Source organism: Hornefia butyriciproducens (genome assembly GCF_009695915.1).
Taxonomy (GTDB): domain Bacteria; phylum Bacillota; class Clostridia; order Peptostreptococcales; family Anaerovoracaceae; genus Aminicella; species Aminicella butyriciproducens.
Map to the genome: position 1 here is coordinate 352,234 of NZ_VUMZ01000001.1, position 19,654 is coordinate 371,887.

The window sequence follows — 19,654 nt, forward strand, 5'->3', positions numbered from 1 at the left end:
GTTGCCGATTTGCGACATTCGCCGATGCCGGGAACTCCTTTGAATTTTGCCTGAACATCTTCGGATTATCTTTTGTATAACCGCCCGGATCATTTTTTGTGAAGCTTCCGGTACAAAACGCTCCTGTGAATTCCCAGCCGTTCCGCTGTCCTGCCCACGGATCCGCCGCAGTCGGCCATAACCCGGTCGATGTACCGCCGTTCCGCAAATTCCACATATTCCTTCAGACTTCCGAATTCACGTTCCGGTTCACGCTTCTCCGCTGCGCCTTTCGGTTTGTCTGTAGGTTTTTCGCCGTATTCAGCCGTCGGAACCGGAGTGAAAAACAACTTGTTGTCCTGACTGATCACATAGATGCGCTCCACAACATTTCTCAGTTCCCGGATATTTCCGGGCCAGTAATAGTTCAGCATCGTTTCCTTTGTAACGTCTGCCAGAACCTTATCAGTTCCGTATTTATGGTTCATCTGATCCAGAAACATCTGAGCGATCGGAAGGATGTCCTCCTTTCTCTCCGCCAGAGGCGGAAGCTGAATCGTAAAGACACTGAGTCGGTAATACAGATCCTCGCGGAAGGTTCCCTCCGCAACCATCTTCTCCAGATCGCGGTTGGTCGCACAGATGACCCGGACATCCACATGGATGTTCTCAATCCCGCCGATACGGCGGATATCATGGCTTTCCAGCACGCGAAGCAGTTTCGCCTGAAGCGGCAGGGACATCTCTCCGATTTCATCCAGAAAAATAGTACCGCCGTCAGTCGCCTCGAACAGACCGATTTTGCCTCCGGATTTCGCTCCCGTAAAGGCTCCTGATTCATAGCCGAACAGTTCGCTCTCCAGCAGTGCCTCCGGCATGGCTGCACAATTGACACTGAGGTAGGACTTATTCGAACGATGGGATTTTTCATGAATCAGCTGAGAGATCACGTCTTTCCCCGTTCCGCTCTGCCCAAGGATGACGACGCTGCTGTCTGTGGGAGCTACCGCCTCAACCATTTTCAGCACATTCTTCATGATGGGGCTGTTGGCAATCACAACACGCTGATCCTTCAGCCGCATATAGTCCAGCTCGCGGCGGAGTCTGCTGTTCTCAGCCTTGTTGCTCTCGATAATGCTCGCCCATTCCTGATTGTGTTTGAGATTCATGTTATTCGTGACTACATACTCCAGTTTCCCATCGCTGTCAAATACAGGGACGCTGTTGGAAAAAACATTGTCGTCGATGCGCCCCACTGCCGTTTTACCGGTCTGAATCGCCGCCTCTGTAGTGGAATATTCATACATCCCGTTCCTGACAAGTTCCCTGACATTCTTCCCCAGCATATCTTCAATTTTGGCATCCAGGCGCCGTTCAGCGACTTTATTGGCAAAAACCACGATTCCTTTGTCGTCGGTAATGAAAATCGACTCCTCGTAATAATCTCTGAGGATTTCAAGTATTCTATGATCGTCCATTTGTTCATCCTCCTTAAACGGGGTTGCCGTATCCTTCAGATATATTCACCGGCAAGCGAAGGTTCACTCGCTGATCCGCGTCTCATTCAACCTCTTCATAATCTGCATCGTCCGGCGTTCTGGCTCCGTCCTTTTCATAGACGCCCATCGCGCCGCACCGCGGACATTTCCCGTAATCATCTCCGAACTCCGGAATCATATCAATCGCATATTTAAATTTGATTCCGCATTCCGGACAGTGGTAATACATAAAACTCGGTCCCCAGGTCATAATTCCCTCCTGTTTCTTTCATTATCTGATTTACACTGGTATCTGATTCGCACTCTTCTCTGAATTAATGCATGCTCAGCTTAAATCATCGCCTGACTCACATCATTTCCCTGCTTCGAATCATTGCCTAAATCATTTCTAAAATATTATAGAGCAGTGATTTCAAATATTCAAGAACAACTCCCTCAATTTCAATCCCATTTCATCTGCAGATTCCTTCGCTCTATATTACCGGCAATAAGAAAATCATTTTATTCAATTCTGTATATTACAGTGCCTTATGGCAGTCATTCCTCTTTACCGTTTTACAGAATGGGCAAACGACACTATAATCAAGGCAAATAAAGGATTTAACAAAGTCGAGTATTGAATCGGGAGGTAATGGAAATGGTAGCAGGAGTTATCGGAGCACTGGTTGTATCTGGAGCATTCAGCTATGCAGTCAACAAAGTCGCTGCCCGCTAAACGGCAACAAAGAAAAATCACAGAACCGTTGTATTAAGCGAGACCATCGCCTGATGCGACGGTCTCTTTTTTATACGATATTTCTGTGATATAATCAGGGCAGATCCATGCTCCCGGGATTCTGCTGTTTCCGAATCCATCTGCGGCGATGTTTCGTCTGTTCTGCCGCCGGAGTTCGCTGCATGACAGCGCCGGGCAGCAGAATGGCGCCGGGAATGAACAGGAGGTTCTTATGCGCAAAACTGACATTACACTGACGGAAAACGCCCGTGAAAAGATCCGTGAACTAGAGCGTCAGGGACTATATCCCCGACTGATTCTCACGAAATCAGGCTGTTGCAGTTACACCTTTGACATATACCCCGATAAACTCCGGGGCAGCGACGAACTCACCGATGTGGAGGACGTTCATTTTATCATTGCCCTGCAGGTCAGGGAATTCGCACCGACACTGAGAATCGACTACGGACGCAGGGGTATTCTGAAAAATTTTATCGTGAAAGCGAAATAGCACGTTTTGCCGGCGGTTCACACCACCAGTTCTGCACTGCTTCCGTCCTGCCTGCTCTTGTGAATCACAATCTGACGGTCGATTCTTTCTGCGAGTCCCTCCACATGAGATATGATTCCCACCAGACGATCGCTTTCTGCCAGGGACGCCAGTGCGTCAAGCGCCTGTGTCAGCGCTTCATCATCCAGCGTACCGAATCCCTCGTCCACATACATACTATCCAGGCGAATTCCGCCGGCGCTGGCCTGGATTTCGTCGGAGAGGCCCAGCGCCAGTGACAGCGATGCCATGAAGGATTCCCCGCCGGACAGGGTTCGGACATCTCTCAGACTGTTATTGTAATGATCCAGCACATCAAGTTCCAGACCGGACTGACTGCGGTTCTGGTCTGCCTCCGTCCGCCTCCGCAGTTCATACTGCCCCCGCGTCATGCGCAGGAACCGGACGTTGGCCCGACCGATAATGCGGTCGAAATACGCCGACTGCACGTAAGTTTCCAGCATGAGTTTAGGTCTGCCGGACAGCGTCCCGGAAGCCGTGTCCGCCAAAGCTCCCACCACCTCAAGTTCTTCCTCCGTCTGTTTCAGAGTTTCTTTGTTCTCACAAAGTCTTTCCCGGACTCTCCGGTTGCCGGACACACGTGCATGAATCTCCTTCTGTGCTTCATTTATGGAACTCAGTGCTGTCTGAAGTTCAGCTTTTTCTGTATACAGCAGTTCCTCGTCAGGAACCGGCGTTTCACGGATCTGTTCCTTCAGCGTTCCGATTTCACCTTCCAGTCTTCTAAGATACCCCTGCGCCTGCTCTCTGACCGCATCCGCGTCTTGCTTCGCCTTTTCCAGGCGTGTTCCTTCCTTCTCCAGTCTGCCGATTTCCTGTTCCGCATCCTTCTTTCCCGGAAATTCAAGCTGTCTCCGCAGCAAATCGATGCGGCTGCCGAGGGCCTCTTTCTGTGCAGACGCAGACGCAAGCTGCGAGGACTCATCCTCAATCTCCCGATCCCGATCCGCAATTTCCGTCTCAATTACCGGAATACGGCGCTCAACCTCCGTCTTCCGGCAGCTTCGGTTCTTCTCCTTCTCAATCTCCTCCTCCAACCGTGAAAGTTTTTTCATCGTCTGCCCCAGGCGGGAATCCACCCGATCCTTCAGCTGTTCTGAATCCCGGGACTCGAGATTCTCCGGTTCCCCGATGCGCATTTGCTCCTGCACTGTACCCTCTGTCTCCGAATACCAGAAGCTCATCTGCTCCGGTTCCGGACGATTTTCTCTTAAATCCGGTGAACCGAAATAGCTTCTGAACCTGTCCATCAGTTTCTTCTTCATTTCAGAAAGCGTACCGCCGATTTCACCTGCCCTGCCGCTGGCGGCCTCAAGTTCCTCCTGCGACCTCATCAGTTCCCGGCGCAGATGCTCCAGCAGCTCCTTATCCGGAGCACCGGCAGCTTTCCGCGCCGGTTTCGGATGCTCCACAGCACCACACACCGGGCAGGGAATCCCCTCCCTCAGCGTTTCCGCGAGAATCCCGGCCTGCTCGTCCAGATACGCTCGGTTCGCTTTCTGGTACGCATCCTCTGCATTCAGATTTTTCTTCCTGCAGGCTCTATACTCGTTCTGTGCGTCGCGATATTTCGCAGCGAGATCATCATGCTCCCGAAACTGCTTCAACAGCTGCTGCAGTTCTTCCATCTCTCTCTGCAGTTCCTTCTGCCCGTTCAGCTTCTGCTCCAGGTTGATACCCGCGTCCTTCAGTGCGGCGTTTTCCACCTTCAGGGACTCCAGTGTTTTCGCAGCCTCTGCCCGGGAAAATTTTTTTCTGATCAGTACCTGTTCCTTTTCTCTCGTCTCCGAAGACACGTTCTCCAGTTCCTCCTGCAGACGGTCGAGTTCCTCGTAGCGGCCGATTCCATTCCGGATAAGAGCTGCGCGCTCTCCCAGACGGCGCCCCCGCCGTTCCTCCTCAGCTGCTTTTATACACATCGCCTCCGCCTGTTCCGCGCTCACAGACGCCTTCGCGTACTCCGCCTCCTTCCGGATCAGATTCTGTTTCTTCTCCCGCAGTTCCGACGCCGTCTTCAGCGCACTTTCCACCGCCCGAAGTTTCTCCTCAGCCTTCCGCCGCTCTTCGCCCAGCTTCCCGTCTTCTTGCGCATCCTCTGACAAAAGACGATCCAGCAGATCATCAACCTCCTCCGATGTCAATTTTCCTTCCCTGGCCCGTTCTGTTTCCGCGGAATGGACACTCTCTGCCGCACAGTAGATTTCACTGTAGTACTGTTCTGCTCCTCTGAGTTCGTCATGCAGACTGCGCCGAAGATCATTAGCATCTGCGCTGAGCCTCTTCTGCACTTTCTCATAGGGAGCTGTACCGAACAGATCGCGGAAAATCGCTCTGCGTTCATCCGTTGACGCCATCAGCACCTGACGAAAGTCTCCCTGTGCAATCATGGCGATTCGGGCAAACTGTCCGCGGTCCACGCCGATGATTTTCCTGATTTCCTCTTCTACTTCCCGATTTTTCGTCATCGGTGCACGTCCATCCGGCAGAATCAGTTCGACAGCCGCATCCTGCCTGGTCATCCCCTCACCCCGGACCTTTTTCCGCAGATAGGCCGGACTCCTGCGAATAGCATAGTGTTTTCCTTTACAAAGGAATTCCAGTTCCACATAGGTCTTCGTGTCCTCACGGGCATATTTGGACCGGAGCATTTCACGGCTTCTGTCCCCGCCGCTGGGAGCATCGTACAAAGCATAGGAAATTGCGTCGAAAATCGTGGTCTTTCCGGCGCCTGTTTCTCCGGTAATCAGATAAAGGCCGCCCGTTCCCAGCGCCGCAAGGTCAAGTTCCGTTTTCCCCGCATAAGGACCGAAGGCAGACATGGTGAGTTTCAGTGGTCTCATTGTTCTTCCTCCCAGACTTCTTCTATTATTCTTCCGGCGTACTGTTTCTGTCTCGTTGTCATCGGTTTTCCGTTCTGCATCTCAAACAGATCACCGAAGAGTTCCAGCGGAGTCTTCTGCTCCGTCTCTTCCGCTGCCTGCAGTTCATCAGATGCACGGGTTCTCTGATTATCATAGTCCAGACGCATCAGGTTCGGATATATGATCCTCATCCTGGCCACGGCCTCCAGTATTTCCTCCTCATTCGTCAGGGTAATGTGAACATAATCATCAGTCTCTGTATTCTCATAGTTCTGCTTCAGAGTCAGTTCATCATAGGTTCCGCGTATTTCGCGCATGTCGCGAAGCGGGGCAAGCGGCACCGCACGCCAGGAGAATTCTCCTTTGTCTCCCAATTCAGCGACCGTGACAGACTTCTCGTGTCCGGCCTCTGAGAAAGAGTATTTCAAAGGCGTTCCGCAATATCGAATCGTTTCGCGCTCCACATATTGCGGCCGGTGAATATGCCCCAGCGCCACGTAGTCGAAATCCCGGAAAACCGACGCGTCCACATTGTCCGCGCCGCCCACGGACCGCTCCTCTGAGTCAGACGTCTCTGCACCTGTGATGAACTGATGCGTAATAAGCACATTCCGCTTGCGGGGATCAATATGCATCTCCCGAATCGCCGCCCGAACCGCATCTGTATAAGAGACAACCGCATCAATCTCCTTCTGCTCCCGGTCCATGCTCCGAAGCACCGCTCTCATATGAACCGGCTTGATGAACGGGAGCATGTAAATCCGCACATCACCCCACTCGTCCTGAAGGGTGACGGGTTTCACTGTTCCGTCATAGGTCGGTGCGATGTACAGTCCTTCGTTTTTCATGATATCCGAGCCAAACGCCAGACGTTCCGCTGAATCGTGATTCCCGCTTATCAGGAAAACCGGAAGCCGGCGATTCATCAGCGCAGAAAGAAAACTGTCGAGGAGTTTCACCGCCTCGACAGCCGGCAGCGGCTTGTCATATATGTCTCCGGCGATCAGGACAGCGTCGGGCGCTTCCTCGTCGATCACACGCAGTATTTCCTTCAGAATGTACTTCTGATCGTCTATCATGGAAAAACCGTTTACCTGTTTCCCAAGATGAAGATCGGATAAATGAATCAGTTTCATATCGGTTCCTTCCTCAGCAGTGCCGGTCGAACCAGCGCAGAAAATCAGTCCATACTTTATCTCTGTCTGTTTCGTTCAGAATCTCATGGCGATCTCCATCGTAGATGTGGCAGGTCAGGTCCTTCATGCCGTGATCCCGGAACATGCGGTAAACCTGAAGCACGCCGTCACCCATATCACCTACAGGATCATCCTCCCCGGAGGCGATGAGCACCGGAAGTTCAGCGGAAACCCTCTGCACGCTTTCCAGATTACAGGAACCGCTCACTGCATCAAAAAGTCCCAGATATCCGTTCAGCGTAAACAGAAAAGTGCATCTGGGATCGCTGTAATAATGACGCACGATTTCCGGATCCCCGGTCAGCCAGCTGTTCTCCGGATTTTCTCCGGTCAGGTCGAACTGACGGTACGGTCCCGCAAAGGTCATTTTCTGCAGCATCCGGCTTCGGAATCGCCAGCCCCGTACCGCGGCCATGGCTTTCACGACCCGTCTGGCTTTCTTTGTATCCTTCCCCGGTACAAAACCTGTGCCGACGATCGCCGCTCCGGCCAGTCCGTCTCCGTGCTCCGCAATGTAGCACCGGAGTTCGTAGGATCCCATGCTGTGCCCCAGCATGAAATACGGAATTTCCGGATATTCTCCGCGAAGCAGTTCTCTGGCCCGGTGCATATCGCCAAGCAGGAGACTGCAGGGATCTTTTCCTATATATCCCCAATCCTCCGGAGTTTCCGCTGAAGCGCCGTGTCCCAGCTGGTCGTAACCCGCTGTGAGATAGCCATGCTCCGCCAGATACGCAGCGAACCCGTCATAGCGGTCGATAAACTCCTGCATACCGTGAGTAATCTGAACCACCGCTTTCACCGCGCCGCCGTCCGGAATCCATTTATATCCCCGCAGTACAGTCTTTCCATCCGTTGACAGAAATTCAAACTTTTCCTTCATTTAGTCCTTCCTCCCGCGTCAGTCCGCCCATCCCCCGCTTTCTCACCGGCCGTTCACCGGGCGCTTCGCCGCCTGTTTCCGGGCGCTCACAGTCCTTCCGGAACAGCCCCGCCCCGGCAGCCATGCCCTGTCGTCATGCCTGTCCGAAACGAAAGTCCGGCGGAAACCTCTGATGAGCAGACAATCGTTATTCTTATTATATGGCAGGATAATCCGGGGCGCAATGAAAAGATATTCTGCAAGAGACGCCTTTCCGCATAACAGACCCGAAAGTCTCCTCAAAAAATATCTGAAAAACATTGCACAGGTTCTGAAAAAATGCGTGACAAACTTTTTCATCTGTGTTATACTAATCAAGTCGCATGATCCATTAGCTCAGCTGGGAGAGCGTCTGGGTGACAACCAGAAGGTCACTGGTTCAAGTCCAGTATGGGTCACCAGTCGAAAGAACCCCGTAACCGATGAATTCATCAGGTTGCAGGGTTCTTTTTCATTTTGTTTTCTCAATTTATCCGAAAAGCAGGTTCCGAAGTGCTTCCGCTGTTCTCTTCTGTTCCTTCCGACCGCATCCGAACGGTTTGCGGCAATCCGTCCGAGACTCAGTTTGAGGCTCAGCGCAGCGGTTACCGCAGCTCCGCCAGGTACGCTTCGATGGGAAAGCCCATGTACCCCGGCTCCCGGTCGCCCAGGTACTCGAACATTCCGGACATGAACCGCACCGCTTCACGGGTGCTGTCCTCCAGCGTTTTCCCGTTCATCAATCCGCCGGTCAGAACCGCAGAGAAGATATCCCCGGTTCCGGGGCAGCGCGTTCCCTTCAGTTCATAGGGTACGCGGAACACACTCCTGCTGCCGGCGTCATAACCGTAAACAAAGTACCGGTCCTCCGAAGGCACATGACAACTGGTCAGAATGACGGATCTTGCACCGAACTCTCTCAGTTTTCGCATCACACACCCGATTTCTCTGTGGCTCAGGGAATCATACTGCTCCGGGTCCTCTCCAGCCAAAAGCAACGCCTCTGTCAGATTCGGCGTAATCACATCCGCATACCGAATCATTTCCCTCATGCTTTCCACATTTTTTCCGGTCATTCCATTGTACAGCTTTCCTTCGTCCGCCATGATCGTATCAGCGATGACAAAGCGCAGCGTTTCTCTCTGATTTTCAATTAATTCCCGGATAATTCCGATCTGCTCAGGGGAATTGATAAATCCGATGCAGATGGCGTCGAAACGAAAATCCAGTTTTTTCCATACATCCGCCGTTTTCTTCATGTATTCGCAGGTATCCAGAATCTCAAAGGTTCCAAAATCCAGCGTATTTGAAACGAGCGCCGTAGGCAGCAACGCGACGCTGAAGCCCATATGGGACAGCACCGGCTCCATCGCCGCCGTGGCGACCTTTCCCACGCCGGGCAGATCATTGACCAACAGAATATGTCTTTGTTCCGTCATAACTCCATCCTCACTCTGCGCAGAGCGTTCCTGCCAGATAATTGATAAACTGCTGCGCGGTGCGGCCGGAAAATCCGCCGTGACGGATCTCCCAGGCTTTTGCCTGTATCAGCAGTTCCTCTTCATCAATCTGAATCTGGGGATAGCGGCGCGCCAGTTCCTTCACGATAATCTCATATTCCTTCGGCGTCGGTGCGAAATATCCGATCTGGCAGCCGAACCGGTTCGCCAGAGACAGTTTTTCCTGAACAGTATCGTTACGGTGCATATCTTCCTTCGATTCATCGTAGCGGTCCTTCCATGTCTCGCGGATCAGATGCCGCCTGTTGGATGTGGCATAGATCAGCACATTTTCCGGATAGGGCTCCACTCCGCCCTCAATGACCGCCTTCAGATATTTGTACTCCGTCTCAAACTCCTCAAAGGACAGATCGTCCATATATATGATGAACCGGTAATTCCGGTTGCGTATCTCCGTGACGATGCGCGACAGATCCTTGAACTGATGCTTGTATACCTCGATCATCCGCAGGCCGTCGGCATAGTAACGGTTCAGGATGGCTTTGATGCTGGTGGATTTTCCTGTTCCAGCGTCTCCGTACAACAAAACATTATTCGCCGCTCTTCCCTTCAGGAAGGCCTCTGTATTCTCCACAAGTCTCTGTTTCTGGATTTCGTACCCCACCAGATCCTTCAGCCGGACGTCGCTGGTATTGGTAATCGGAAGCAGCAGTTCTCCCTCCGGATCCTCGTTCACGCGGAACGCCTTGTTCAGACCGAATTTTCCGACTCCGTAGCGCCGGTAAAAGTCAGTAACGACGCGATACAATTCCTCCGGATCGGCTGTCCGCTCGATGGATTCGCTGAGTTCCTGCACCTTTTCGCTGACATTTCTGTTGAAAATCTGAGAACTCTTCACCACCGCCCGATAATTCTCAATGATGGAAAAGCACCGAATTCCCAGTTCCTTCTCCATCGCGGAGAAGTCGTAATCGAACAGCTGCTTGAAAACAGCGAAGTCGTTCTTGGCGAACTCATTGACAGAACCGTCGTTGGCTCCCACCTTTTCCGACACAAGAGTAAACGGTGTGACCGTCATCGCCAGAAGATAGGCCAGATAATTGTGCCACAGATTTTTGTTGAAGCCGTAACGTGTGGAGACCTCGAGGAGCCGGTTGATCTGCTCCAGAATTTCTGAAGTCAGCTCCTCTCTGGCGTATTCCCCTGCCTTAAACCGGCGGCAGATATCCGCCAGCCGGAAGAGAATGCTGTCGCTTCCGATATTGCGGTAAATAATCAGTTTTGAAATAAGACTGTACATTTGCGTTTCCTGCCCTTCTCTACTTTATGTAACTGTAAACGTGACCGGGCTTCAGCCTGACGTTTTTGATGGCCGCAAGTTCTGAAACCGTCACCATCTCATAATCATTCTGTTTCAGATAGCGGCACAGCCCGTCAATGGATTTCGCCGTGCTCGGCTGGATGTCATGCATCAGTACGATCGCTCCGTCCCGCTTGTTTTTCTTCACATACTTCATAAGATGCCGCCGGCTGCGATATTTCCAATCCTGTGTATCAAGTGTCCAGAAGAGGTTGGGGCGCCCCATGATCTGCAGGATCTTCTTGTTGAACGCACCGTAGGGAGCCCTGCACAGAGCCGGCGTCTGTCCGGTAATTCTGTACACCTGTCGGTCGGTACGGTGAAACTCCCTGTAAATTTTTCTCCTGCTCTTTCCCACCAGAAACGCATGATCATAACTGTGGTTTCCGATCTCGCAGCCGAGTGCCCGCTCGCTTCGCAGAAGTTCTGCCGTGCTTTTGTTTATGCGGTTTCCCAGGACAAAGAATGTCGCTCTGCATTCATTCTTCTCCAACGCTTCCAGCACCTTCGGCGTCGTCATCCGGCTCGGGCCGTCGTCAAAAGTCAATGCGATATGCTTTTTCCTGTAATTATAGAGCACCGTTCCATTTTGGCGGATGTACGCTTTTTCCCCTTTATACCGGATCTCGTACCAGTGCTCCGACGCCGCTCCAACCTTCGCATGCCCGCCGTATTTTAAAGTTCCCAGCTGCCTGCAGTTCTGAGTATCCGATGACGCTTTGTCATAGACCGGAGCCTCCTTTTCCATGACTGCTGCAGCTTTGTAATCGCCAACGGCACGAAAAATCTCCGCAGGCTGTTCCGCCTGCTTCGCTCCAACCTCTGAAACTCCCGCAGCCATAACGCAGCTGACAGCCACCATACAGAGCAGTTCCCGAAGAAGATACCGCTCCGCCCACTGCCGGTGTTCCGTGAGGAATGTGCAGCACACTGTCCATGCCCTCCGGCACTTTACTTTAAAATCTCTCCAATATCGGCATCCTGCGGCGGCTGCGCGCCGCAGTTGCCGTTCCAGCTCGCTTTCTCCCATCGATACCTCCGCCTCTATTATAGCAAAAGGACGCCCTTCTGTCTTGAAGAACCGCGTCCTTTTTTTGATATTGCCCGATTAATAATTTTCTGATAGATCACGCTTTTCGGTCGGCCTGCACCGCAGGCATCCCGAATCCGGATTTTGTCACAGGTTTCTCAGGACGGAAACACCTCAGGCCTCCGGAAGCTCCGCAGCTCCGGAATGATGCGGCAGGGAATCCGTCGATCTCTCCTTCAGCGCATAAGCCAGATTGATCGCATGATCCGCACAGCGTTCCAGATCTGTAACAAGATCGCAGAACACAACCCCGGCCATCGGATCGCAGGAGGAAGTCATCAGACGCTGAACGTGATTATTGACCAGCGTTGTCTCCTTCTCGTCCACTTTGCTTTCAAGTCTTTCGATTTCATCCAACCCGCTGTAATCCTCTGATTCAAAGGCGTCCAAAGACAGATCCACTTCCCTCAGCGTATCATCCGCCATCTCCCGAAGTTCATCGATCGCCGCCTGAGACATACAGGAATGCCGCCCCAGCATTGACTCCGCGTATTCGACGACATTCTCCGCATGGTCAGACAGTCTTTCGATATCCGTAACTGCGATGGTCAGCATCGATACACGATGCATATTCTCCTTATCCAGATCGAAGGCCCGAAGCTCCGCGATCGCATCCGCAATGGTCTTGTTCAGGATATTGACGCTCTCTTCCCTGGCGCGGACAGACTCCGCCATCTCCGTCGTATAGTTGAAGAAACACGTCAGAGAATTGCGCAGATTCTTCGCCGCGATTCTACCCATACGGGTGACCTCCCGGTGCGCCTGATCTACGGCCATGCTCTGAGGCACAGACTTGATATTCGTCATATATTGCAGTCGCCGTTCCTCAAGCTGCTCGCTCTCCTCCGGCAGGATCCGGATAATTTTCTCCACCAGTTTGATGATCTGACCGGTGAACGGCAGTTCAATCAGAACCGCGATAATCGCGAACGCCGTATGCGTGTTGGCAATCTGCCGTCCGATATCTCCCGGTGACAGACTGCGGATGAAATCCAGAATCCCCGGAAACAGGTTGATCAATGTAATCAGAATGACCGCGCGGATGACGTTAAATGTGAGATTCAGCAGCGCCGTGCGTTTTCCGTTGCGATTGGTAGTCAGCGACGCCAGAATGTTCGGCGTGACGGAGCCGATCGCCGCTCCGATGATCAGATAGACTGCAGTATCGTAATACAGAAGGCCCTGAACCGCGAAGGTCTGAAAGATAACGGTTGATGAGGATGAGCTCTGCAGCAGCGCGGTAAACCCGATTCCGAAAATCAGCGCTATCACAGGATTACTCATGTTCGCGATGAATTTAATAAACTGCGGACTTTCCGCGAGAGGCGCGATCGCCTCTTTCATGATGGAAATGCCGAGGAACAGCATTCCGAATCCCATGGTGATCTCACCGATGTGTTTCACCAGACTTTTCTTGATGAACAGATACATCACCGCTCCGAAAAAGACGAGAAGCGGTGCGTAGGCGCCGATATTGAAAGCGGTGATCTGTGCCGTGACAGTCGTACCGATATTCGCCCCCATGATGACGCCGATAGCCTGCGCCAGATTCATCATTCCCGCATTTACAAAGCCTATGACCATCACATCAGTCGCCGAAGAACTCTGGATCAGCATGGTCATACCGAGACCGATAAAAACAGCAATATACTTGTTTGCGGTTGCCTTCTCCAGAATACTCTGGAGATTATCCCCACATGCGTTTCGCAGACCCGACGACATGATCGTCATGCCGAACAGAAACAGTCCGACGCCGCCGAGAAGCGAAAAAAACTCTAACATTGTCATGAATATATCCTCCAACAAAAAGCAGACATTATCTATCATATACCATTTTTCGGAAAATAGCACTACTATTTGAAAAATTATTTCCGAATCTGCAGCATCTGCCGAAAAGCCGAAGCAGTCCGTCGGCAGCCCATCAGCAGTTTATCAGAGATATTCCTCCAGAGCTTCCTGATCCAGGATCACCAGATCCCGTCCGTCGATTTTCAAGATCCCCTCTCTGACCATGTTTCCAAGTTCACGGGAAAGTGCCGGCCGGCTGACTGTAAGGTAATCCGCCATCTCCTCCCGCGGCATGACGCGAATCCGGTTCCCCGCCTTCTGAAGGTCAACCAGAAGCCGCGCAATTTTACCGCGGATTCCTGGAGATCCCACCACGCGGAGCCGTCTGTTCATCTGATATGCCTTCCTGGCCACCACACTGAGGAGATTCCCCTGCAGTCTCTGCGCCATCCGGTCATGCGCCGCGTTCCCGGTCATACGAAAAGGTTCCAGACTGATTGACAGAACTCTGCTGTCCTTCAGCGCCTCTACATACATATCATAATGGGTCAGGCCGATAAACGGATATATTTCTCCGAAGAGATCTCCCGGCTCATCGATTTTCGTAAGGATCATTCTCTTCCCGCTTACTGTATCCTTGGCGACCAGCAGCGCGCCGCTGATCAGCATCCGGATCCGATCCGGCGCATCCTCCTCCGCAAAGATAAATTCGCCCTGCTCGTACTTCCGAAGCGTACCGCTGTTTCTCACAAGCTCCCGGATTTCCTCCGCATCGCATCCCCGAAACAGAACGGATTCCGTCAGGATGTCTATAACTTCATTTGTTGTCATCTCATTCTTCCTTCAGCTGATTATCCTGTCTGCGAATCTTCTGTGTCGTCGTACGCACGAAATCCTCTTCACGCACAAACACATCACGAATCCTTTTGTACACGGCCAGTCCCTGGTTCAGTTCCCGGATCAGTTTTTTCATAAACGACTGCATTTCCTCCCTGTCCGGCTCATGACCCAGCGCCTCTGTCACCGCATCCATATCCGGCAGAATCTGAACTCCCACGCTTTCCTCTCCTTCATTCTGGTACGGAAATACCATGGAATCCGCGATATAGGGGCTTTTGTTGATATATTCCTCGATCTCCTCAGGATAGACGTTTTCTCCCGTCTTTGTGACGATAATGTTCTTGCTTCTGCCGGTGAGATAAATCCATCCGTCCCCGTCGATGAAGCCCAGATCGCCGGTGTGCAGCCAGCCGTCCGCATCGATGGACTCTGCTGTTTCCTCAGGCATGTTATAATAACCCATCATAACATTGGGTCCGCGGAACAGAATCTCGCCGATCCCGTCCTCATCCTGATTGATCACGCGAGTCTCCCCTCTGCTGACCGTTACTCCAACGGAACCCGCCTTTCTGTACCGCTCCGCAGGCGCGCTCATAGGCGTTCCTGAAACCAGCGGCGTACACTCCGTCATGCCGTAGCCCTGGAGCACCGTGATGCCGAAGTCCTCGAAGGCGCGGTAAATATTCGGCGACAGCGCCGCAGCTCCGGTAATCACCAGACGGAGCTTACCGCCCATCTGATCGATCACCTGCCGGAAAATCCTGCGGCTGACGTTGATTCCCACAGACCTCAGTCCCCGATTGACCTTCATCAGATTGTGGAAAGCCTTCTCTTTGCCTCCGTCGCGAACCGCCTTTTCAATCCGTCCGTAAATCATTTCCAGTACCCTGGGGACCACGATGATGACCGTATTCTGCGCCTCTTTCATATTTTTTGTGATATACTTAAAACCTTCGCAGAACGCGGTGCTGGCGCCGCGGTACAGAACCAGGAGCATTCCCAGCGTGCACTCATAGGTGTGGTGAATCGGCAGGATGGACAGTGTCTTGTCTGTCTCCGGGATCTGCGCGATGCGACAGACATCCATAATATTCGTGGTGATATTCCTGTGACAAAGCATAACTCCCTTGGGATTTCCCGTCGTACCTGACGTAAACAGAATAACGGCCAGCGCGTCGGGGTCAACCTCCTTTTCCAGGAATCCGATATCGCCGTTGTTCAGAAGGTCCTCGCCTCCTGCGACCAGATCACGCCATGTGTATACTGCAGCGTCCGGTACAAGGGCCCGGTATTCTGCAGCGTCCCGGATACCGGTAACCGGCGGCGTATCAGGCGAAGTCCGATCCCCGTAAAATTCCATGACGATAAGATTGCGGATCTCCGCGATGCCGCGCAGTTTCGCACATTCCTTCGCAGTGCAGAAAATCGTGTCGCAGTCCGCCGCGAGCAGAAGATTCCGGATCTCCGGCCCGGACAGTTCTTTGTCCACCGGAACGATAATCCCCGTTCCGTTGACCACCGCCAGATAAGTGACGATCCATTCGTAGCAGCCCTGTCCCATGACAGCGATCTTCTTTCCGGACATTCCCATCTTCACCAGCGCAGTGCCCAAAGCATTGATGTCATGCTGCAGCAGCTCGTAATCCACAGGCTCATAGGGCGCACCCTTCTTCTCCTTGATCCAGAATGCCGGATTCTTTCCGTAGAGTCCTACGCTTCCTGCAAGCATATCCTTGAGAGTGGTAATTTCACGGATATCAGTATACCAGTACTTATCCACATTCTTCTTTTTCATTCGTTTTCCTCTTTACTTCACACTTTCTCCGCGGGTTCCGGCTCTGAGCGCACCTTTGTCGCAGCGGTTTCCCCAGGAATCTATCAGCACATCGTCCCGATAGACACAGATGATTTCGCAGTTGTTGGGGCAGCGTCCGCAGCTCACCTCACGGGTGCGGAACTCCATATCCTCAACAGCGAAATCGAATTTTTTCCGTGCGCGTGCTCTGCGTCCCAGAATTGCAATGCCGATTGCGCCCATCAGAGGTCCGTTCTCATCCACAATAACCTTTGTTCCAAGCTGCTGTTCAAAGAAATGCACCACGCCCTCGTTGCGGCTCACGCCGCCCTGAAATACCACCGGTGAGACGATTTTCTTACCTTTTCCCACGTTGTTCAGATAATTATTGACGACGGCGCGGCAAAGCCCCGCGATAATGTCCTGACGCGTGTGACCCATCTGGATCTTATGAACGAGATCTGATTCCGCGAACACTGTACATCTTGCCGCAAGCTGTGTAGGAGACTTGGACTGCAGTGCGATTTTACCGAACTCTTCAACCTCCACGCCCAGACGCTTCGCCTGGCTGGACAGGAATGCGCCGGTTCCGGCTGCGCACAGAGTATTCATGGCGTAATCGACCACAACGCCGTTATCCACCAGAATGATTTTGGAATCCTGTCCTCCGATTTCCAGAATCGTCCGGACGTCCGGGTAGAAATTCAGCGTTCCGACAGCATGGGCTGTAATTTCATTCTTTACGATCGTTGCACCCACCATGACGCCGATCAGTTTTCGGGCGCTTCCGGTGGTTCCCGTCGATACGATTTCATACTCGTCTTTATCAAACTGTTTCTCCAGCTCCGCGAGCAGCTTCTTGACCGCTCCCATGGGATTCCCCTCCGTCCAGAGATACTCCTTCGCCAGGATGTTGCTGTCGTCGTCCAGCACCACTCCCTTGGTTGAGATCGAGCCGATGTCGATTCCCAGATATGCCTTCTTCATTATATTGCTGCCCTCCTCATTCTTAACATGTCGTTAAACGCCTCTACTCTTGTCTGCAGACCGGTGTCGCTGGTCTGGGAATCGTAGGTCAGATACAGAATCGGTATTTTGTAATCCCTGCTGATATTCTCCAGAACCGGCATGATATCGATCTCCGGAGTGCATCCCGCGCTTTTCACATGAATAAGCCCGTCGAATCCGTTTTCCGCGTAATTCTTGGCGCACCAGATATTCGCCGTCGAGGTGGGTCCCATCTCGAATCGGCTGTATTCAGAAATCTGCACGCCCAGGTTCTTCTGGCCTTTATAGTGGAGATTCCGGTTCGTAGGATTCATCCAGCGATGAACCTCTACGCCCATATCGGCCAGCATCTGCTCAAGACCCAGATTGGAGAAATCATCCATAACCGTAAAATATTCGCCGATGACGCCGACCCGGATGGGATGATCCGGTTTGTCCAGACGGATTTCACGGAACGCGTTTCTGGTCTTGCGGTACTGACGTTCAATATCCTTTCGTCCGTTAACCATATCCATCGCCATCAGAAAATCTTCATATGCCTTCCTGTATTCTCCCTTATTGACCTCAAATCCGCAGTTTCTGTAATACAGCGCCTCTATCTCATCAATGTATTCCAGCATCTTCAGTCCGATAAGCGCCGCCTTGGTGAAGCGGGAAAGGCTGATCTTCGGGTTCAGACGGCGGATCGCTTTATAGTAGTCCTTCACGTTTCCCGTCGTATAACTGGCCAGATTGATCATTTCAAACTCATATCCCAGATCCCGCAGAATCTGTTCCTGCAGTTCTCCGTAATAGCCCAGGCGGCACAGTCCCATCGTCATAATAAGTGTATCCGCCCCGGCCTCCAGTGCGTCGATCATGCTCCCGAGAGTACTCTTAAACGGCGCGCAGACATAGTCCGGGCTGTATTTCGTTCCCACATCCAGCGTGCGTCGGGTCATCTTCGGCTGCTCAATGTAGTTGAGATCCATTCCTTTCTCTATGAAGAATTTCACAATGCAGTTGTAGTTCGCGATGATTGGAAAAGCGATGTTCCGCTTGCCTGCATCCATTTACAGTTCCCCCCTTTGCAGCTTCAGTACGTCCGTAAAGCTCTCGAGTCTCGTTTCCAGTCCGGCCATCCCCTCCTGAGTATCCAGCACGATGGTCTGAATCGGCAGACCCCGGAATTTCCGTATGATCATCTCATTGACCATGGAATCCGGCCCACAGGGATAGGCGCTGAGGAGTATGACTCCATCGATTTTGTTCCGCCGGATCTGAATGCTTCCCATCAGCTCGCGGCTCATCTCCCATTTTATCGTCGGGGAGATTCTGGCGCTCTGGCGGATCGCCTCCTTCCGGTCAATTCGGTCCGCGATAATCGGAGTGACTCCCATCTCTTCCAGCATCCGGATTACCGGTTTCCCGACATATTCATCCTCGGTGATATAGCTGTGCCCGGCAACCATGATTTTAATCTGATCCGTTCGCAGTTTTCGCTCCTCCTCCCGAACCTTACGTTTCCAGTCGTCGTTTTCAAACCGTTTCGCCGCTTTGTATGCGTTTTTCCCTTCTTTTCTGCTGAAGCCCATCGCTTCCGCCATGGCAATCATGGCCTTTTCCTCGCCCGTCTTTTTGACCACATCGATGTCATACGCCAGAAATTTCTGTCCGCTGCCGCGGAACACGTTGCCGGTCATATCATAGAGGGCCTCGAACTTGGTACACATGAAACGACGGATTCCGAAATTACTGATCCTCGGAATCAGAATATAATCACATTTTCCTATCAGCGCATCCACATGTCCCATATAAATCTTTGTGGACAGGCAGGTTTCATCGATAGAGCGTTCAATTCCTCTGTCGATGATCGCCTTGTTGGTTCTGGGGCTGGTGACGCACTGGACGCCCAGTTCGCTGAAAAAAGACTTCCACAGAATCTCATACCGGTGATACAGCAGGGCTCTCGGCAGCCCTACTGTAATTTCCCTGTCTTCCCTTGCAAATATGCTGATTTTTTTACTCATTGACTAAACCTGCCACCTTAAATCCATGCCGCTATCTCGTCGATCTTTTCCATATCCTCCGCGTGTTCTCCGACCTCGCCCGGAGCGTTCACGCCGCCGCAGACCAGCACTTTGGGATCGGTAAATCCCGCCACTCCGAACGTCGCCGCGGTCTCTTCCAGATATTTTGTATAAACGTCCGCGGGACCTGCTCCGCAGGGGCTGACGAGCGCCAGTTTCTTCCCTGTCTTTGTCGCATTAGAGGCATTCTCTCTGTCGGGAGCGAAAAAGCTGTACAGACGGTCGATAAAGAGCATGGCCGGTCCGCTGAGCCGTCCGAAGTAAATCGGCGAAACGAGAACAAGCGCGTCACACTCGTCCAGTTCAGGAACCAATTCTCCCATCACGTCCTTCTGCACGCAGAACGGAGTCTCCTTTCCCTTACATACATTGCAGGCAAGACATGGGGATACAGGCGTTTCCCGGAAAACCACCGTCCGGATCTCCGCGTCCTTCGCCTTCTCTGCCAGTCTGGCCGCAATAACATCTGAATTTCCGCCCTTCCTCGGGCTCACATTTACAATGACAACCTTCTTCATCATT

The 19,654-nt window shown here is 52.3% G+C and carries 16 protein-coding genes and 1 tRNA gene; 2 read left to right on the forward strand and 15 right to left on the reverse strand.

Annotation, left to right across the window (positions count from 1 at the left end):
* Positions 1-89: 89 nt before the first annotated feature.
* Positions 90-1,457: a sigma-54 interaction domain-containing protein gene (locus FYJ64_RS01595; protein WP_154573489.1), complete on the reverse strand. Its 1,368-nt coding sequence runs from the start codon at positions 1,455-1,457 to the stop codon at positions 90-92.
* Positions 1,458-1,539: 82 nt separating this feature from the next.
* Positions 1,540-1,728, reverse strand: a complete 189-nt coding sequence (locus FYJ64_RS01600) for an excinuclease ATPase subunit (RefSeq protein WP_075714565.1) — start codon at positions 1,726-1,728, stop codon at positions 1,540-1,542.
* A 697-nt stretch (positions 1,729-2,425) separates the two neighbouring features.
* Between FYJ64_RS01600 and FYJ64_RS01605 the strand changes: the two genes are divergently transcribed.
* Positions 2,426-2,704 carry a hypothetical protein gene (locus FYJ64_RS01605; RefSeq protein WP_154573490.1) on the forward strand — a complete coding sequence of 93 codons (279 nt, stop codon included), beginning with the start codon at positions 2,426-2,428 and terminating at the stop codon, positions 2,702-2,704.
* Positions 2,705-2,721: 17 nt separating this feature from the next.
* Here the strand turns inward: FYJ64_RS01605 and FYJ64_RS01610 are convergent, their stop codons facing one another.
* From FYJ64_RS01610 to FYJ64_RS01620, 3 genes are read right to left on the reverse strand one after another with little or no spacing between them, the layout of a single operon-like run.
* A complete protein-coding gene (locus FYJ64_RS01610; RefSeq protein WP_154573491.1) occupies positions 2,722-5,604 on the reverse strand; it encodes an AAA family ATPase in 2,883 nt (960 codons plus the stop codon).
* The gene (locus FYJ64_RS01615; RefSeq protein WP_154573492.1) at positions 5,601-6,761 is read right to left on the reverse strand and encodes an exonuclease SbcCD subunit D; all 1,161 of its coding nucleotides are present in this window, start codon (positions 6,759-6,761) and stop codon (positions 5,601-5,603) included. Before FYJ64_RS01615 ends, FYJ64_RS01610 begins: the two co-directional genes overlap by 4 nt.
* Before the next feature lie 13 nt (positions 6,762-6,774).
* Positions 6,775-7,704 (reverse strand): alpha/beta fold hydrolase, encoded by a 930-nt coding sequence (locus FYJ64_RS01620; protein WP_154573493.1) that lies wholly within the window; start codon positions 7,702-7,704, stop codon positions 6,775-6,777.
* A 364-nt stretch (positions 7,705-8,068) separates the two neighbouring features.
* Here FYJ64_RS01620 and FYJ64_RS01630 point away from each other — a divergent pair.
* Positions 8,069-8,144 (forward strand) — tRNA-Val (locus FYJ64_RS01630).
* Between the two features lie 183 nt (positions 8,145-8,327).
* Here FYJ64_RS01630 and FYJ64_RS01635 read toward each other — a convergent pair.
* The 10 genes from FYJ64_RS01635 to FYJ64_RS01680 all read right to left on the reverse strand — a co-directional run bounded on the left by FYJ64_RS01635 (position 8,328) and on the right by FYJ64_RS01680 (position 19,653).
* Positions 8,328-9,161, reverse strand: coding sequence for a PfkB family carbohydrate kinase (locus FYJ64_RS01635; protein ID WP_154573495.1), 834 nt, complete (start codon positions 9,159-9,161; stop codon positions 8,328-8,330).
* A gap of 10 nt (positions 9,162-9,171) precedes the next feature.
* A complete protein-coding gene (locus FYJ64_RS01640) occupies positions 9,172-10,482 on the reverse strand; it encodes an ATP-binding protein (protein ID WP_154573496.1) in 1,311 nt (436 codons plus the stop codon).
* Positions 10,483-10,501: 19 nt separating this feature from the next.
* A complete protein-coding gene (locus FYJ64_RS01645) occupies positions 10,502-11,572 on the reverse strand; it encodes a polysaccharide deacetylase family protein (protein WP_154573497.1) in 1,071 nt (356 codons plus the stop codon).
* 174 nt (positions 11,573-11,746) lie between these two features.
* Entirely contained in the window at positions 11,747-13,420 is a 1,674-nt protein-coding gene (locus tag FYJ64_RS01650) for a Na/Pi cotransporter family protein (RefSeq protein ID WP_154573498.1), read from the reverse strand.
* A gap of 144 nt (positions 13,421-13,564) precedes the next feature.
* Complete coding sequence (locus FYJ64_RS01655; RefSeq protein ID WP_154573499.1) at positions 13,565-14,251, reverse strand: Crp/Fnr family transcriptional regulator; 687 nt, start codon at positions 14,249-14,251, stop codon at positions 13,565-13,567.
* A 1-nt stretch (position 14,252) separates the two neighbouring features.
* Complete coding sequence (locus FYJ64_RS01660) at positions 14,253-16,055, reverse strand: AMP-dependent synthetase/ligase (RefSeq protein ID WP_154573500.1); 1,803 nt, start codon at positions 16,053-16,055, stop codon at positions 14,253-14,255.
* Between the two features lie 12 nt (positions 16,056-16,067).
* Complete coding sequence (locus FYJ64_RS01665; RefSeq protein ID WP_154573501.1) at positions 16,068-17,042, reverse strand: acyl-CoA dehydratase activase; 975 nt, start codon at positions 17,040-17,042, stop codon at positions 16,068-16,070.
* The gene (locus FYJ64_RS01670; RefSeq protein ID WP_154573502.1) at positions 17,042-18,115 is read right to left on the reverse strand and encodes a 2-hydroxyacyl-CoA dehydratase; all 1,074 of its coding nucleotides are present in this window, start codon (positions 18,113-18,115) and stop codon (positions 17,042-17,044) included. Before FYJ64_RS01670 ends, FYJ64_RS01665 begins: the two co-directional genes overlap by 1 nt.
* Entirely contained in the window at positions 18,116-19,072 is a 957-nt protein-coding gene (locus FYJ64_RS01675; RefSeq protein ID WP_154573503.1) for an acyl-CoA dehydratase activase-related protein, read from the reverse strand.
* A 17-nt stretch (positions 19,073-19,089) separates the two neighbouring features.
* Positions 19,090-19,653, reverse strand: a complete 564-nt coding sequence (locus FYJ64_RS01680) for a flavodoxin family protein (protein ID WP_154573504.1) — start codon at positions 19,651-19,653, stop codon at positions 19,090-19,092.
* Position 19,654 lies beyond the last annotated feature (1 nt).